Origin of the sequence: Nitratifractor sp. (assembly GCF_015487065.1) — a bacterium.
Lineage (GTDB): Bacteria > Campylobacterota > Campylobacteria > Campylobacterales > Sulfurovaceae > Nitratifractor.
Window position 1 is genome coordinate 1 of record NZ_WFQN01000006.1, and the last position, 15,895, is coordinate 15,895.

Annotated in this window: 14 protein-coding genes; 2 read left to right on the forward strand and 12 right to left on the reverse strand. The window is 57.9% G+C overall.

The genetic code is table 11. The annotated features are described in order from the left end of the window. A partial coding sequence (locus F8I07_RS00225) for a phosphatidate cytidylyltransferase (protein ID WP_292654196.1) occupies nt 1-632 on the reverse strand: 632 nt, incomplete at its 3' end. Nucleotides 633-781: 149 nt separating this feature from the next. Here F8I07_RS00225 and nhaA point away from each other — a divergent pair. Then, entirely contained in the window at nt 782-1,954 is a 1,173-nt protein-coding gene (gene nhaA, locus F8I07_RS00230) for a Na+/H+ antiporter NhaA (RefSeq protein WP_292654197.1), read from the forward strand. 17 nt (nt 1,955-1,971) lie between these two features. On the opposite strand, the gene F8I07_RS00235 is transcribed toward nhaA, so the two are convergent. The 6 genes from F8I07_RS00235 to F8I07_RS00260 form a co-directional block, all read right to left on the reverse strand. Continuing rightward, nucleotides 1,972-2,457 (reverse strand): arsenate reductase ArsC, encoded by a 486-nt coding sequence (locus F8I07_RS00235; RefSeq protein ID WP_292654200.1) that lies wholly within the window; start codon nt 2,455-2,457, stop codon nt 1,972-1,974. A 106-nt stretch (nt 2,458-2,563) separates the two neighbouring features. After that, nucleotides 2,564-4,417: a pyruvate kinase gene (locus tag F8I07_RS00240; protein WP_292654202.1), complete on the reverse strand. Its 1,854-nt coding sequence runs from the start codon at nt 4,415-4,417 to the stop codon at nt 2,564-2,566. Continuing rightward, the gene (locus tag F8I07_RS00245) at nt 4,405-5,883 is read right to left on the reverse strand and encodes a CHAD domain-containing protein (protein WP_292654204.1); all 1,479 of its coding nucleotides are present in this window, start codon (nt 5,881-5,883) and stop codon (nt 4,405-4,407) included. Before F8I07_RS00245 ends, F8I07_RS00240 begins: the two co-directional genes overlap by 13 nt. Nucleotides 5,884-5,945: 62 nt before the next feature. Next, nucleotides 5,946-6,716, reverse strand: a complete 771-nt coding sequence (locus F8I07_RS00250) for a UDP-2,3-diacylglucosamine diphosphatase (protein ID WP_292654207.1) — start codon at nt 6,714-6,716, stop codon at nt 5,946-5,948. Next, a complete protein-coding gene (locus tag F8I07_RS00255; RefSeq protein WP_292654210.1) occupies nt 6,713-7,906 on the reverse strand; it encodes a glycosyltransferase family 1 protein in 1,194 nt (397 codons plus the stop codon). The genes F8I07_RS00250 and F8I07_RS00255 overlap by 4 nt, the downstream gene beginning before the upstream one ends. Before the next feature lie 112 nt (nt 7,907-8,018). Further along, a complete protein-coding gene (locus tag F8I07_RS00260; protein WP_292654213.1) occupies nt 8,019-9,362 on the reverse strand; it encodes an NFACT RNA binding domain-containing protein in 1,344 nt (447 codons plus the stop codon). 267 nt (nt 9,363-9,629) lie between these two features. Here F8I07_RS00260 and leuC point away from each other — a divergent pair, with 267 nt between their 5' ends. Continuing rightward, nucleotides 9,630-10,913, forward strand: coding sequence for a 3-isopropylmalate dehydratase large subunit (gene leuC / locus F8I07_RS00265; RefSeq protein WP_292654215.1), 1,284 nt, complete (start codon nt 9,630-9,632; stop codon nt 10,911-10,913). A gap of 169 nt (nt 10,914-11,082) precedes the next feature. Here leuC and F8I07_RS00270 read toward each other — a convergent pair whose 3' ends face one another. The 5 genes from F8I07_RS00270 to F8I07_RS00290 form a co-directional block, all read right to left on the reverse strand. Beyond that, nucleotides 11,083-11,886: a 2Fe-2S iron-sulfur cluster-binding protein gene (locus F8I07_RS00270; protein ID WP_292654218.1), complete on the reverse strand. Its 804-nt coding sequence runs from the start codon at nt 11,884-11,886 to the stop codon at nt 11,083-11,085. 286 nt (nt 11,887-12,172) lie between these two features. Beyond that, entirely contained in the window at nt 12,173-13,810 is a 1,638-nt protein-coding gene (locus F8I07_RS00275) for an L-aspartate oxidase (RefSeq protein WP_292654221.1), read from the reverse strand. Between the two features lie 173 nt (nt 13,811-13,983). Beyond that, the gene (locus F8I07_RS00280) at nt 13,984-14,919 is read right to left on the reverse strand and encodes a D-2-hydroxyacid dehydrogenase (RefSeq protein ID WP_292654224.1); all 936 of its coding nucleotides are present in this window, start codon (nt 14,917-14,919) and stop codon (nt 13,984-13,986) included. Between the two features lie 104 nt (nt 14,920-15,023). After that, nucleotides 15,024-15,434 carry a secondary thiamine-phosphate synthase enzyme YjbQ gene (locus F8I07_RS00285; protein ID WP_292654226.1) on the reverse strand — a complete coding sequence of 137 codons (411 nt, stop codon included), beginning with the start codon at nt 15,432-15,434 and terminating at the stop codon, nt 15,024-15,026. Beyond that, on the reverse strand, nt 15,431-15,895 hold a 465-nt coding region (locus F8I07_RS00290; protein WP_292654229.1), incomplete at its 5' end, for a glutaredoxin domain-containing protein. The genes F8I07_RS00285 and F8I07_RS00290, both read right to left, overlap by 4 nt.

Sequence of the window (15,895 nt, forward strand, 5' to 3'; positions counted from 1 at the left end):
AGGTAGCTCTCGAAAAGATCCCCGAAGACCGAGGCGACGGCGGCGGCGAAGGCGATAAAGAGGGCGCCGAGGAAGAGGTGCCCATGGCCGACCATCAGCAAAAATCCCCCCAGCGTCCCCATAGCGACGCCCCCGAAGACCCCCTCCAGCGTCTTTTTGGGGGAGGTGGGGCAGAAGGGGGTTTTGCCCAGTTTCCGGCCGGTATAGTAGGCACCGACGTCGGTCAGTGCCACGATGACCAGGATCCAGAGCAGGGAGATCATGCCGTATTCCCGGTAGAGCATCCAGAGAAAGAGGATCCCCGCCGTGGGGTAGAGGAGGGGATAGAGGCTGCGGATCTCTAGCTGCCGATTATAGGCCAGGACTCCTCCCATGATCAGCAGGGCTCCGAAGATCAGATCGCTAGGGTGAGGATAGAAAAAGGCCAGCAGCCACACGCCTGCCGCATAGAGGTAGAGGGTGGTGTCGCCGCTGCGAAAGAGACGCATCGCCTCCGGCAGAGCCAGGGCATAGACCGCGCCGAAAAAGAGCCAGGTGAGCAGGGGAATGTCGATCAAGCCCACCAGGGCGATGATCAGAAGCAATACTAGAGCGGTTTTCCAACGCTGGGTATGTTCATTGGATGGGGGCATGGCATCCTCTTTTGTCCTGAGTTGATGCAATTATATCGAAGCTCCTCACGTTGAATGGAGTGAGAGAGGGATCGACCTGCGTTTCATGCAAGGCTTTTCCCTGGGAATTTTGAGATAATCTTTTTTAGCTGACCCAAAGGAAGACTACAATGCTCAAAAATTCACTGTTGGGATTTTTTCGTCAGGAATCCTCCACCGGCATCCTGCTGATGCTGATGACACTGCTCGCCATGGTGGTGGCCAATTCACCGCTGAAAGGTTTTTACGATGCCTTTCTCAACACCCCCGTGGCCGTGGTGATCGGTCATCTGACCATCGCCAAACCACTGCTGCTTTGGGTCAACGACGGGCTGATGGCGGTCTTTTTCTTCATGGTGGGGCTGGAGATTAAGCGGGAGATACTGGAGGGGGAGCTGCAGGATCCCCGCAAAGTGGCGGTCCCGGCCATGGCCGCCGTGGGAGGGATGCTCCTGCCGGCACTCTTTTATGCCGGGTTCAACTGGGGCAACGAGGCGGCGCTGAAGGGGTGGGCAATCCCCTCGGCGACCGATATCGCTTTCGCTCTGGGGATTCTCTCGCTGCTGGGCAAAAGGGTGCCGCCGGTGCTCAAACTCTTTCTGCTGACGCTGGCGATCATCGACGACCTGGGGGCAATCGTGATCATCGCCCTTTTTTATACCCATGGACTCTCCTATCTGGCTCTGGGGATCGCGGCAGCGATGATTTTGATTCTTTGGTGGATGAACCGCCGGGGGGTGACCAACAACACTGCCTATGTCCTCATCGGGATCATCATGTGGACGGCGACCCTCAAGTCGGGGGTCCATGCGACCCTGGCGGGGGTGATCCTGGGGCTTTTCATTCCGCTGAAAAACAACAAAGCCAGTTTCCACGCTCTGGAAGAGTCGCTGCATGCTCCCGTCAACCATGTCATTCTGCCGCTTTTTGCCTTTGTCAATACGGGGATCGACTTCGCCAATGTGACCCTGAAGGATTTCACCGATAGTGTGACCGTGGGGATCGTCAGCGGCCTGTTTCTGGGGAAACAGCTGGGGATCTTCCTCTTCAGCTGGCTGGCGATCCGTCTGGGCCTGGGTAAGCTCCCGGAAGGGGTCGACTGGAAAATGCTCTACGGGGTGGCGATTTTGGGGGGTATCGGCTTTACCATGAGTCTCTTTATCGGGTCGTTGGCTTTTGAAGAAGCTTCGGCTACGGGGATCGCCCTGGCCGATGAGCGGATGGGGATTCTGATCGGGTCGCTGCTTTCGGGGATCGCGGGGTATCTCTATTTGCGGGGAATAGGTCAAAGGGGCTCTGTGTAGCGATGAGACGGAGAGGCTCAGCCGGCCCCCCAGTGTTCCGGGAAATTCTCTTCGAGTAGGTCTTGATCGACCAGGGATTTGAAGCGTAGAACCTCCTCTTCGATCTGTGCTTTGATCTGACGGATTTTTTCGAGCTTTTCCTCTTCGGTTCCGGTCAAGGCGCTCGGGTCTTCGAAGCTCATCAGGATACGCTCTTTGACCCCGGGAAAGAGAGGGCAGCGCTGAGCCGTGCTCTCATCGCAGACCGTGACCACATAGTGAAAGCGCTTGCCGGCTTTGTAGAGATCGAAAACCGACCGGGTCTTTTTCTCCGCGATGTCGATCTTTTCATCCTCTTTGAGGACTTGGGCCACCAGGGGGTTGACGGCTCCCGGCTCCAGGCCCGCGCTCTCGACCTCGTACTCTTCTCCTCCGTGCTTGCGAAGGAGCTCTTCGGCCATCTGACTGCGTGCAGAGTTGTGGACGCAGACAAAAAGAACCTTTTTTTTCTGCTTCTCTTCCATTTTCTATTCCTTTGTCGTTATGTGAAAGGGAGGGAACCGCAAGGTCTACGAAGATATTGTATCATGATATCAATATAAATTGATATATGTTTCTCCCCATCGATTTTCAGCGGTTTGGCGTCTGCTGCAAAAAACTCTCTCGAAACCCTTCCCATTCGTCGAGACGCGAGAGCATCGGTTGACCCCGGTCGTAGAGGGGGCGTGTCGCCTGGATGATCCGATCGATCATCTCTACGGCCTTCTGCGCGAAGGGGCCCTTGTTAAGCATGACGCAATCAGCGCGCAGAGCGGCGTAGGAGACGTCGATGAGTTCGGCCCGGGAGGGGAGATTCTTTTTCATGACGCTCTCCAGGACCTGGGTGGCATAGATCACCGGCGTATGGGACGCTTCGCACAAAGAGAGGATCTCCATCTGCACCCGGGGAAGGTTCTCGAAGCCCACCTCGATGGTCAGATCGCCCCGTGCCAGCATCACGGCGCTGTGGGACCAGCTCATGAGTTCGTAAAGGATCTCCGGGAGCTTGCGCACCCCCTCTTTGGTCTCGATTTTGGGGACGATGGCGATTTGAGGGGTCTCGGAGAGCATGGCCTTGAGTTTGCGGATATCGGCGCCGTTTTGGGTGAAAGAGAGGCCGATGATGTCGGCGAAGCCCTGTAGCAGGGGCAAATGGCGACAATCCTCGGGGGTGAGGGCTTCCAGGGTCACCGGCGTGTCGGGGAGATTGATCCCCCGCTCCTCTTTGAGAAGGACGCCGTCGGGTTTGGTGTTGGTCACCCGGCAGAGCAGCCCCCGGGGAGTGGTCTCTTCCACGAGCAGTTCTATCTTGCCGTCGTCGATAAAGATACGGTGGCCCGCTTCGACCTGCGGGAAGATCTCCGCTACCAGAGTGCAGGGGATCTCCGCCTTGTAGGGCTTGTCGCCGACCGGTCGGCCGGGCTGCTTCTCCCCGTGCAGAAGAATCCGGTCCCCGGTCTGGAGCCGGATCGTCTCGGGAAGGGTTTGAAAGTTCCGGGCATGGGTATAGAGAAACTTCTTTTTGGAGATCTGTACGCCGATATCGGTCTCGGGGGTGAGGAGGACTTTTTTGTTGCATTGGAGTCGGCAGCTTTGGGGACTCCAGGAGAGCACCTTGTAAAAGCGGGGTTTGCGATCGTGGTCGTTGAATTCCACATAGTCGGCGCCCCGGAGCCGTTGGTAGAATTCGGGATCGACAACGATGAGCGCTTGCGTCTCATCCGGATGATCCGGTCGGGGTTCCAGGGTCGTCTGTCGCGCTCCGTCATCCGGGAGAAGGAGGATTTCGGTGCTATGTCGGGTGCAGAGTTTGATCGGCGCGGGAAGTCGTCGGATCGTGCCGGTGCGGAGTTTGGGTCCGGCCAGGTCGGCGTAGATTTTGATCGGGTCGGCGGAGCGCTCTGTGTCGTTGAGTTCGCGGATCATCGCTGCGGCCGCCTCCCACTGCTTGGGTGTGCCGTGGGCCGTGTTGATCCGGATGATCCCCACATCGCTTTGGGCCAAAATACGCCGGATGAAGGGATCCTCTGCCGCCTCGTCGGGTAGAGTCAGCATCACGGCGGCCCGGGCGTCGTCGTTTTTGAGGAAACGGCTCCGTTCCCGGCGAATGGCTTCCGCTTCCCGGGGAGTGAGGGCTTCCGCCGCGGAGCCCTCTCGGGGAACTTTGCCCTGCAGGCGCTCCAGAATGCTCCGCTCCCGTTGCAGCGTATAGAGCAGATGGGGATGGGCGAAGTGCATGGAGGAAAGCCCCAGATCCCGCAAGTCCTCTTGCAGTTCGCGTAGATCGAATTTTTTTAGACTGAGAAAATCCTGCATATTGAGGAAGGAGTGGGGATAAAGAAGCGAATTTGGGGGTGCAAGTCGGCGCCGATGGAGCGTCGATTCGATCGCCTCCAACGCTTGGGCCGTACGGCTGAGCCGTTGTGTTTCTTCTAAATTCTGCATAGAGCCTCTTTGAGTTGTGTGTTGAGATTTTCGATCCATTGTCTCTTTTTTCGAAACTCCTTTCGTCGTTTTTTGGCCTGGTGATAGAGATGGCGGTAGAGATAGTCGACCGCTTCACGCTCTCTGTCACTGAGCCTTTCTTGCTCTTCGAGACTCTCCAGATAAGCGAGCTGTACCATAAAGTCCTGATGTTCCCCCAGAATCTCCTGGATCTTCTTGACCTGTTTCAGCGTTGCTTCATAGGCGCCGGGCTCCAGGACCGAGGCGAAGAGCTCCAGCATATAGCGCAGCTTTTTCGCTTCGATGCGGACTTTGTGGTAGGCCTCCGGCGGGGAATTCCGATGCAGTTTTTCGCTGCGTTTGACGAGGCGTCGGAGTTGGGAGAGGAGGAAGGTTTTGGCGCTGAAGAGTGCCGGTCGTCGGGGGTGGCTTCGGACCAGGGATTCATCGACGGTGAAAGCTTCCAGCGCTTCGAGCGCTTCCGCGAAGCGGCGGGATCGCAAGGTCTCTTTCAGTGTTTCATAAGCCTCCTCTTTCTGTTTGAGGATCTCTTGACGGAGTGTCTCGAGGGTTCCGTGGAGGCGTTTGGGGAAGAGGTCCCGTTCGTAGTGATCTAGCCAGAGCAGATAGACATCCAGATCCCTGGCATCGTTGGTCGCTCTCATCAGTGTCCCCAACCGTTGGCGTAAAGAAGCAACACTCTTGCGGCCTAGGATCTCTTCGTAAAAGGCGAGAAAACTGCGGATCTTTCGCAGGGCGACCCGCAGCTGATGGAGCCGTTCGGGATCTGGAGTGTCCGAGAGGATCGCGTTCCGGTTGGCACGCAAGGTCTGCAAAAGGGCATAGAGGGTCGCCTGAAGCAGATGGAGACTCTCCTCGAAGGGGTGGAATTGTAGGCGGATCGACGCACTGTAGGGATCCGCTTCGCAGGCTTGGCGGGCCGCTTCCAGCAGGTCGCCCAGCGGTCGGGAGCAAGTAGGAAGCCCCTGCATCGCCAGCGCGTGATTGGTGAAGTCGCGGTTGTCGGTCACTTCATCCAAAACCAGAGGGCGGAGCACCTTGGGGAGGGTGAAGGCTTCGGCTTCCTCCGGATCGTCGAACTCGGTTTCCATCATCACGAGCCCCTTGAGGGCTCCTTTGAACTCGTCCAGCTCGTAGAGGCGCCCTTTGAGGCGGAAGCGGTAGCGCACTTTTTTGACGGGGACTCCCTCGTGTCGTTTGTAAGCCTCCCGGAACTCCGCCTTGCTCACCGCCTCTTCGATCTCGGTGCGGACCATTCCTTCGCCGGTTTTGACGGTGCGGATATAGTGTTTGCCCGCCATCCGGTAACGCAGCGATCCCTCGTCGCTTGGGAGATAAAACTGCATCAGGGGAACTTTGGTGTAATGAATACCCAGTTTTTTCAGTAGGCGCTTGGCTTTGCAGGGGGGCAGGAGATAGCGGCGTTCGATTTCACGGTTTTTCATCGAAGACTCCTTGGACATTGATACAATCAGCTCAATTGTATCACCCTTTTTGTCCGGAAGTTTCACTGCGCGGTTTCCAGATAGTCGATGATTTTCCACTCTCCCGAAAGGGTTTCGACCACGGCGGTACAGGATTCGACCCAGTCGCCGCAGTTGAGGTAGTCGATCGCGTCGATTTTTCGGATTTGTGCTTTGTGGATATGGCCGCAGATGATCCCGTCATAGTCCTGCTGTCTGGCGTAGGCGGAGAGGATCTTTTCGAAATCCCCGATGAAGTTGACGGAGCTCTTGACATGATCCTTGACGTATTTTGACAAAGACCAGTAGCGGTTGATTCCCAGGAGTCTGCGCAGGCGATTGAGCGGGTCATTCAGATGCAAAAGAAACTCGTATCCGTAATCCCCCAGCACGGCGATCCACTTTTTGGTCATGGTGATGGTGTCGAAAAAATCCCCATGGGTGATATGGTAGCGCCGCCCGTCGAGCCCCACATACTCGGCGCTGTTTTCGACAAAGATCCGGTCTCCCAGTACGAGGGGGAGGAAGCCGCGGAGGAAATCGTCGTGGTTGCCGGTGATGTAGTGGACGTTGGTCCCCTTTCGCGCCTTGCGAAGGATCTTCTGGATCACGTCGGAGTGGGACTGTTTCCACTGGATCTTGCGTCTCATGGCCCAGCCGTCGATGATGTCTCCGACAAGATAGAGATTTTCCGATTCATTTTCCCGCAAAAAATCGAGAAGCCGTTCGGCTTTGGAAAATTTGGTCCCCAGGTGCAGATCGGAGATGAAGATCGATCGGTAACGGGCCGGGCTTTTAGGCTCACTGCTTTTCACGGTTGAGGGCCTCCTTTCGGGATTTGGGAATCCGGCGTGGGAAAATGGGTCCCCCAAAAGGCATCGAAGGTGTGGGAAAAGTCGAAATCCCGTGCCGACTGCAGAGCGTTGTCGGCGTATTGCTTTCGCAGAGCGGGGTTTCGGGCGATGTTGAGGATCCATTGGGCATAGCGCCGGGGATCGTCGGCAGGGAGGATCCATCCGCCGGGATTTTCCCGATCCAGGAGGGTGGCCGGTCCGCCCTTATCGGCGACGATGACCGGCAAGCCGCTGGCCATCGCCTCCATCACCACCTGCCCCAAGGTATCGGTGAGGGAGGGGAAAAGAAACAGATCACTGGAGGCATAGAGACGGCTGAGCGCTTCGCCTTTGATCTCTCCAAGGAAACGGATCCCGTATTTGCGGTAGCTTTCCGCGTGCTTGTAGAACTCTCCCGTTCCGATGATGACCAACGTCAGTTCGGGAGCGAGACGGTGGAGAATCTTCCAGCTCTCCAGAAGAAAAGGGAGGTTCTTTTCTCGAGTGGTGCGGCCGACATAGAGGGCTTTGAATCCCTCTTTTTCTAGACCGTAGCGTCTCCAGATCCCGGAATCACGGAAACGGGGAGCGAAACGGTTCAGGTCGATCCCCGGCGGAAGGGGGTGGATCCGGTCGTGTGGAAAACCCATGCTTTCGATCAGCCGGGGGCGGTAGGCTTCGGAGCGAATGAAGATCCCTTGAAAATCGCGATAGAAGCGTCGCAACGCCCCTTCGGCCAGTCGCTGAATGCAGGGGCGTCCGGTATTGGCATAGAGGTAGGCGGGAAAGTCGGTATGGTAGGTCCCAAAGAGCGGCAGCCCCATCCGTCGGGCGATACGTCGTCCCGCCAAGCCGATGGGCCCCGGCGTGGAGAGGTGCACAACATCGGGGGCGATCGCTTCGATCTCTTTGGCCAGGGCCCGAAAGGGAGGGAGCAGGACCAGGTCCTGCTCGGGGTACCAGGGCATGGGGGTTCTAAGCGTTGGGGTCAGGATGCGGATATTTCCCGGAAGGGCTCCCCGGCAGAGCCGTGAGGCACTGAGAATATGCAGCTGGGTTCCACGCTCTAAGGCGGTGGCAGCCAGATCCCGAAGGAAACGGGAGACACCGTTGGTGTCGCAGATCGTATCGGTGATGATCAATAGACGCGCGGGTCCGCTCCGGCTCGGCAAACGCTTCGTTCCTTTTTGAACCTAAGATGGGCTTTTATGGCCCATTCAGGTTGAAGTGATGGAGAGATTGTAGGGAGTGTCGGTAACGGAAAGGAAACGAAGCGGTGAAGGGCTACTCCCGGATCTCGACACCCTCTTTGAGGACATGGATGGTCTTGTATTTGTCGTATTCGACTCGGCTGCCCTCCTGGAGTTTGACGAATTTGCGGCGGGTGTAGTCCACAGCGTAGTTGCCCGGATGGGAGGTGGTGAAATCCACGCAGAGTTTGGCGGCGGAGCGCAGCACCGATTCGGGGAGGTTTTGCTTGTCGGTGCGGATGATGACGTGGCTGCCCGGCAGATCCCGCACGTGCATCCAGAGGTCGTTGGCGCGGGCGGCCTCCAGGAGCTTCTGGTTCTCCCGGGCGTTGCGTCCCACATAGACCTTGTAGCCTTCGATCCAGTAGAGTTCGCCGTCGCGGAGTTTCTCTTTTTTGCGTTTGGAACGGCCCTGTTTGGGGACCAATAGCTCCAGGTCGTAGGGATCTTTGGCTTCGTCGACGGCCTGGAGGATGTTGTCATAAAAGCGGAGCTTTGCCTCCAGATTCTCCCGCTCGATATGGACGTGTCCAGCTTTGGAACGGGCCCGTTGGGCCTTGCGGAAGTAGTATTCGCCGAAGCGGTTGCGGGCAATCCCCTCGGGCAGAGGGATGGTGACGGAATTTCCCGCAAAATCCGTTGCCTGAAGCTCCCGGTCGTAGGGCCGGATGGTATGGAGATTGGCCAGGATGATATTGCCCCTCTGTGTCAAGCGCTCAGACTCCTCCTGCAGGGCCGCTTCATCGGGCAGTTCCGCCAGAAGCCGCCGGATCTTGTCGCGCTTCTTCTCGATCTGCTGGCGTTTTTGGCGGCGGAGATTTTGCATCCGTTCTTCGGTGAGGCGGCGGTAGTTCTCTCTGAGCCATCGGGTGAGATCTCCCGAGAAAGGGGGCTCCTCTTTGGGGGGCCGGGGCGGCAGAGGTTCCAGGGTCACGCCGGGACGCACGACCCGGAAGCTCCGGTCGGCGTCGATGTGACGCAGCGCCTCCAGGACGCGCTCTTCTTCATCGAGGAGAATGGCGTTGGCATGGCGTCCCGTAAACTCCAGTTGGAGGGTGACTCGGCGGTCTTTGTAGTGGCTGCGGGGCTGGACGGTGAGGCGTAGAATCCGCTCGTTTTCCGAGACTTCCACTGAGAGGATACGACTCTGGGAGAGTGTCTGATGCAGGAGCGTGTCGAAGGGGGCGTTGTAGTCCTGGCCCGGGCGCCGGGAGGGGGCCAGGTAGGCCGTGGAGTGTCCCCGGGTCATATCGAAAAAGAGGCTCTCCTCCTCCCCCAGGTTGAGTTCGATGGTGTTGTTCTCCACCCGCCTGGCTTTTTTGATATGCCGATGCGTTGCCAGCCAGCCGGCGAGGGCTTTGAGTTCGTTGTGGGTCATGGGGCGGATTATAACGCACTTTGGGAGTCGCAAGCACGGAGCTTTGCTCCTCAAGTCCCAAGAGAAAGAGTTGTCGGTCATTCGCTTCGCTGTCATTTGAGGTCATTTCGCACGCCTTGCGTGCAGTCATTGTGGAAATGTTCAACTGAATGATCAAATGACTATGAATGACCACTAATGACCATCAATGACTTGACGCATGTCTTACTTGTTACTCGTTACTAGATATAATCGCGACAACACTTCATCAATGATCAAGGATATATCATGGGTCAGACCATCACCGAAAAGATCTTTTCCGAACATGCCGGCCGTCCCGTCAAGGCGGGCGAGATCGTCCGTGTCGACATCGACATGGTCATCGGCAACGACATCACCACCCCGATCTCGATCCGGGCCTTCGAGGAGAGTGGAGCCGAAAAGCTGGCCAATCCCGACGGTTTTGCCATCGTCATGGACCACTACATCCCCGCCAAGGACATCGCCAGTGCCAACCAGGCCAAGATCAGCCGCGATTTCGCCCTTAAACACGATCTGAAATATTTCTTCGACGAAAAGGACATGGGGATCGAACACGCCCTGCTGCCTGAAAAGGGGCTCGTGGTCCCCGGCGATGTGATCATCGGGGCCGACAGCCACACCTGCACCCATGGGGCTCTGGGGGCCTTTAGCACCGGGATGGGAAGCACCGACATCAGTTTCGCCATCATCACCGGGGGCAACTGGTTCAAGGTCCCTGAGACCATCAAAGTGGAGCTCGTGGGCAAACCCGGCCCCCACATCTACGGCAAGGACATCATCCTGGAAGTGATCCGCATCCTCGGCGTCGACGGGGCGCTCTACAAAGCCCTGGAGTTCACAGGTGAAGCGCTGCAGTATCTGCAGATGGACGATCGTTTCAGTATGTGCAATATGGCCATCGAAGCGGGCGCCAAAAACGGGATCATCGCCGTGGACGAGATCACCGAAGCCTATCTCGAGGAGCGGGCCAAAGCCAACGGCGGACTGCGGGCCGAGCCCAAGATCCACTATTCCGATCCCGATGCCGAGTATTGCCAAACCGTCACTATCGACGTGGGCAAGCTCTCTCCGGTGATCGCCTACCCCTTCCTGCCGAGCAACGGCAAGCCCGTCGAGCAGGCGGTGGCCGACAAGATCAAAATCGATCAGGTGATGATCGGCAGCTGCACCAACGGACGGCTGGAGGATCTGCGCATCGCCGCCGAGATCGTCAAGGGTAAGCGGGTCGCCCGCCACACCCGGATGATCGTCACCCCCGCGACCCAGCGGATCTTCATGCAGGCCGAAAAGGAAGGACTCATCGACACCCTCATCGAAGCGGGCGCCGTCGTCTCCAACCCTACCTGCGGGGCGTGCCTCGGGGGCTACATGGGGATCCTGGGTGACGGGGAGAAGTGCGTGAGCACCACCAACCGCAACTTCGTCGGCCGCATGGGCGCCCGTACCAGCGAAATCTACCTGGCCAACTCCGCTGTAGCCGCCGCCAGTGCCATCGCCGGCTATATCACCGATCCGAGAGAGATCAAATAGCGCCTATGGCGCGATTATTGGTCATTCGTCATTGGGAAGTCTTTCTCCCGAGAATTGGCTCTAAAAAATCTCCTCATTCCGGGTTTACCCCAGAATTCAGGGCTTTGAATCTCCATAAAACCGTGGATCCTGAAACAAGTTCAGGATGACGGAATCGTATTGTCGTTCATTAGAAGTTTGAGTTGGGATCGAAGCCGAAGCCTCCGCCGAAATCGGGAGTGCCGAAACCCGGATTGGAAAGATTGGGATTAGTGTATCCCGCTTTGAGGCTTTCGCCCCTCAGCTGCATGATATCGCTTTTGGGATCGATATGCTGAGGGCAGACGGCGGTACACTCTCCGCAGAGGGTGCAGTCCCAGATGCCGTTTTGCTGGACGGTGTCCAGCAGTGAGGAGTGAGGAGTGAAGAGTGAAGAGTTTTGGTTGGAGTCGCTTTGCGACTCTTCCATTACGTAACGGGGATCGGTGGCGTAGCGCCAGGCTCTGGTGAGGGCGAAGGGGCCGAGGAAATCGGGGTTGACGGCCAGCACGGGGCAGGCGGAGTAGCAACTGTCGCAGAGGATACAGTCGGTCTGGAGACGAAAGCGGGCCTCTTCCTCCGCTGTCAACGGAGGAAGAGGGATGGAAGATGGAAGATGGAAGATGGAAGACGAAGGGAGGATCCTTTTGAGGGTCTCCTGGGCTTTTTCTTTGTCTACTTTGAGGTCACGTTGGACGGAGTGGTAGTTGAGGGGTTCGATGTGGTCGCCGTCTTGGGGCTTGTAGGAGCAGGCGAGGGTTTCGCGGCCGTTGATCCGCACGGTGCAGGCGCCGCAGACCCCGCTGCGGCAGCCCGCGTCGAAGGTGAGCGTCCCGTCGAGCTTGGCTTTGATCTCATAGAGGGCCTCCAGCAGGGTCGTGACGCGCAGTGAGGCGACGTCGAAGGCTTCCTCATAGCTTTTTCCCTCCTGATGGCGTCGGATGGTGAGCGTCATTTTCCACTCCTTTGGAGTGGAGTGAGGAGTGAGGAGTGAGGAGTGAGGAACCGAATTGTAGAAACTAGTAACGAGTAACTAGTAACTAGTAACCGATCTCGTAACGTGTGATTGCTATCCCACGAACGGATGGGAGATGGAAGATATAAGATGGAAGATTTCGGTGGGCGTTGCTGTGCAACGCTTCTATTCAAACGACAAACGACAAACGACAAACGACGAATAAAAGCGCAGTAGGCGCTCCCAATGTCCAATGACCAATGACTAATGACCAATGACTTTCTACTCAACACGTCACCACCTCCCCATTCTCCATTTTTATTTGAATATGTCTCTCCCATGCTTTCGATTCCTTCGGATAGTCGCTGCGGTAGTGGGCTCCGCGGCTTTCGGTCCGCTTCAGGGTGGAGAGGCTGAGGGCTTGGGCCAGCAGGAGGGTATTTTCATACTCCAGCAGCTCTGTCAGGTCTTTGTTTTCTCTGCGGGAGCGGTCCTGCAATCCCGTTTCGCCGAGACGCCCCTCCAGCTCCCCAATGTAGTGCAGGGCATCCTCGATAAGCGCTCCGTCGCGGACGATTCCCAGATCGTGGTAGAGTCGTTTGCCGAGGATCCTCTGTTTGTGGTAGTGGTTGTAGCGGTTCTTGCGGGCAAAGATGCTTTCGATTCGCTTTGCGGATTCCTGATCGGGTGCGCAGCCCTCCGGAACTCCACCCTTCACCTCCTCCAGAGCCTTCACGGCGGCCCGCCGTCCAAAAGCGACAATCTCCAGCAGGGAGTTGCCCCCCAGGCGGTTGGCACCGTGGACCCTGGCAGCAGAGCACTCTCCCGCGGCATATGCACGTCCCAGCCCCCGGATGCGCAATCGGGAATCAACGGCAATGCCCCCCATAGTGTAGTGGACCGCCGGCATGACGGGGATCGGTTCTTTCGTCGCATCGATCCCGGCATGGAGCCGGGCCAGATGGAGCTCCTGGGGCATCAGCTCCCGCAGAACTTTCTCGGGAATGGGACGCAGGTCGAGGAAGAGATGCCTCCCGGCGGCGATCTGGTCAAACATCGCCCGGGCGACGATATCCCGGGGGGCCAGCTCGTCGGTGAAACGTTCCCCACCACGATCGTTGATCAGCCAGGCCCCCGCTCCGCGGGCGCTTTCGCTGATGAGCACGGCACTGGGGGCCATAGCGGTGGGGTGGAACTGGACGAACTCCATATCCTCCAGCACCCCGCCCGCACGCAGGACCGCGGCGATCCCATCACCGGTGGCGCCGTAGGCATTGGTGGTGTACCCCTGATAGAGCGCCCCGTAACCCCCCGTCGCCAGGAGAGTGGCCCGGGCCCGGATCGTTCGGATCCTCCCTGCCTGAATCTCCCAGAAATCTGCGCCTGTGACCTCCCGATCCTCCGTGACGACCAGATCCAGCAGATAGTGCCCGGTGTAAAAGGTCACTCCCGCCTCCAGGCAGCGATCGTAAAGGTTCTGGAGGATTTTGAGCCCGGTGTAGTCCTGGGCGTAGCAGGCTCTCGGGTGGCTGGCCCCTCCCAGGCGGCGTTGGGCGATCGTTTGTAACGAGAGGGTAGTAGGTAGTGGGTAGTGGGTAGAATTTTTATTGGGTTGAATTCTGGAAAATGGCACGAGCATACGATCGAGCCATTCGATGGTCTCGGGGGCCGATTCGCAGAGGGTGCGGACCATCGTCTCGTCGGCCAGGCCGTGGGCGGAGCGCAGCGTATCGGCGATGTGTTCCTCGGGGCTGTCGGGCTCTATGTTTCCCAGGGCGGCGTTGATCCCCCCCTGGGCCATGCAGGTCTGGGCCTGGGTGGGGAGGGATTTGGTGACGACGGCCACCTTCGCCCCCCGGCTTGCGGCTTCCAGAGCGGCGGAGAGCCCGGCGCCGCCGCTTCCTATGATGAGAAGATCAAGCACGGTTTCTCCTTTGGAGAAAAGTGAGGAGTGAGGAATGAGGAGTGAGGAACCGAATTTTGATGGAGAATGGAGAATGGAGAATGGAGAATTTCGGTAGGCGTTGCTGTGCAACGCTTCTATTCAAACGACAAACGACAAAAGACAAACGACGAAAAGTGTTCCCAATGACCTGACTATCGACCATTTACGAACTCCTCGATATTCTTCACAATCCCCTGAAGCAAACGCTCCCTCGCTTCCCGGCTGGCCCAGGCGATGTGGGGAGTGACGAGGAGGCGTTCAGGATGTTTCAGTTTCAAAAGCGGGGAGTTTTCGGGCAGAGGTTCCTGTTCGGTCACGTCCAGGCCGGCATAGATCTCCCGGCGGTCCAGCTCTGCTGCCAGGGACGCTTCGTCGATGATGCCGCCCCGGCCAAGATTGAGGAGGATGGCTTTCTCGCTCAGCAGAACAAGCTCCCTGGCGCCGAGAAGGCCCTGGGTCCGCTCATTCAGCGGCGCGTGGATGCTGACGATATGGCTGCCGCGCAGCAGCTCTTCAAGCTCCAGCGCCGGATAGGCATCTTCGTGGGCGATTCCCGAGGTGGGATAATAGACCACATCGGCGCCGAATGCCCGGGCGATGCGGGCGACCTCCCGGCCGATCGTCCCCATCCCGATGATCCCCCAACGTTTGCCGGCGATTTCGGAAAAGGGACGTCCCAGATGGGTGAAGAGCCCGCCGTGGCTCCAGGATCCCTCCTTGACGAAGCGGTCGTAGTAGGCCAGCTGTTCCCCAAGATAGAAGAGCATGGCGAAGGTGTGTTGTACCACACTGGGAGTGGAGTAGCCGGCGACATTACGCACCGTGATACCGAGCTCCTCGGCGGCCTTTAGATCGACATTGTTCATCCCCGTTGCCGCAATGCAGATCAGTTTGAGCCTCGGAGCCGCCCGAAGAATCTCCCGATCGAGAACCACCTTGTTGGTGATGACGATTTCTGCGTCGTCGATTCTTTGCAGTGTCTCATCCGGTGCGGTACGCGGATAGACGACAAGTTCACCGAAACGCTCCAAGGAGCTCAGATCGAGATCCTCTCCCAGGGTTTCGGCGTCGAGAAGGACAAGTTTCATTGCGATCCTTTATTCGTGTTACATGCTGAGTGCTAAGTGATACGAGTTATGCTATCGATAATTGGCTCTTTCATCGTAACACATAACACGTAACACGTAGCACGCTATTCTCCCATCAGCGTGATGACGATCCTCCGTTCTCCGCCGTGTTCCCGATGCTCCAGGAGATAGATCCCCTGCCAGGTGCCGAGGTTGAGCCGGCCGTCGGTAATGGGGATCGTGAGGCTGGAGCCGATGAGGATGTTTTTCATATGCGCCGGCATGTCGTCGGGCCCTTCCAGGGTATGGGTGAAGCCGCTCCAGCCGTCGGGGATGAGGGTGCGCAGGAAATGCTCCACATCCCGGCGGACGTCGGGATCGTAGTTTTCGTTGATCGCCAGGGAGGCGGAGCTGTGCTGGAGAAAGAGGTGGGCGATGCCGGTGCGAATCCCTCGGATCTCCGGCTCGATCTGCCGGGTGATGAGGTGGACGCCCCTGGGTAGCGGAGGAAGGGTGAGGATTCGCTGTAGGATCATCGCAGTTTGACCTCGGGTTCGGGAGCTTCGCAGCCGCCTCCGTCATTTTCCAGTGGATTCAGTGTACATCCTCCCTCATCGGGATTGGAGTAGAGATCGGTATTGGTAACCGGGAGAGGGGCGCTTTTGGAGTTTTCGGAAGCCGGTGCCAGCTCAAACGAGGCGATGATGGGTTTGTCGCCGTAGAGAATCGTCGTTTTGCCCCCTTGGCGCTTGACGAGAATCGGAATTTCATCGATGCCCAGGGCTTTGGCCAAATGGCGGACGCTGGGGTCGTTGACATCCAGCTTGGTGTAACGGATTCCCTTTTTGGCGAAATAGGCCTTGACCTTGCGGCAGTGGGGACAGTGGTCGGAGGCGATGAGGTAGAGGCCGTCTTTGGTGATGAGGGCCTCGTTGCGGGGGATCGCCAGGTCGCTCAGCGCGAAGAAGATGGCGAAGATCGCCGGCAGGGCATAGAG

What these genes read in the sequence shown, in the direction of transcription:
- nhaA (WP_292654197.1), top strand. Translation starts at nt 782, where the DNA reads ATGCTCAAAAATTCACTGTTGGGATTTTTTCGTCAGGAATCCTCCACC.
- F8I07_RS00235 (WP_292654200.1), bottom strand. Translation starts at nt 2,457, where the DNA reads ATGGAAGAGAAGCAGAAAAAAAAGGTTCTTTTTGTCTGCGTCCACAAC.
- F8I07_RS00240 (WP_292654202.1), bottom strand. Translation starts at nt 4,417, where the DNA reads ATGCAGAATTTAGAAGAAACACAACGGCTCAGCCGTACGGCCCAAGCG.
- F8I07_RS00245 (WP_292654204.1), bottom strand. Translation starts at nt 5,883, where the DNA reads ATGAAAAACCGTGAAATCGAACGCCGCTATCTCCTGCCCCCCTGCAAA.
- F8I07_RS00260 (WP_292654213.1), bottom strand. Translation starts at nt 9,362, where the DNA reads ATGACCCACAACGAACTCAAAGCCCTCGCCGGCTGGCTGGCAACGCAT.
- leuC (WP_292654215.1), top strand. Translation starts at nt 9,630, where the DNA reads ATGGGTCAGACCATCACCGAAAAGATCTTTTCCGAACATGCCGGCCGT.
- F8I07_RS00270 (WP_292654218.1), bottom strand. Translation starts at nt 11,886, where the DNA reads ATGACGCTCACCATCCGACGCCATCAGGAGGGAAAAAGCTATGAGGAA.
- F8I07_RS00280 (WP_292654224.1), bottom strand. Translation starts at nt 14,919, where the DNA reads ATGAAACTTGTCCTTCTCGACGCCGAAACCCTGGGAGAGGATCTCGAT.
- F8I07_RS00285 (WP_292654226.1), bottom strand. Translation starts at nt 15,434, where the DNA reads ATGATCCTACAGCGAATCCTCACCCTTCCTCCGCTACCCAGGGGCGTC.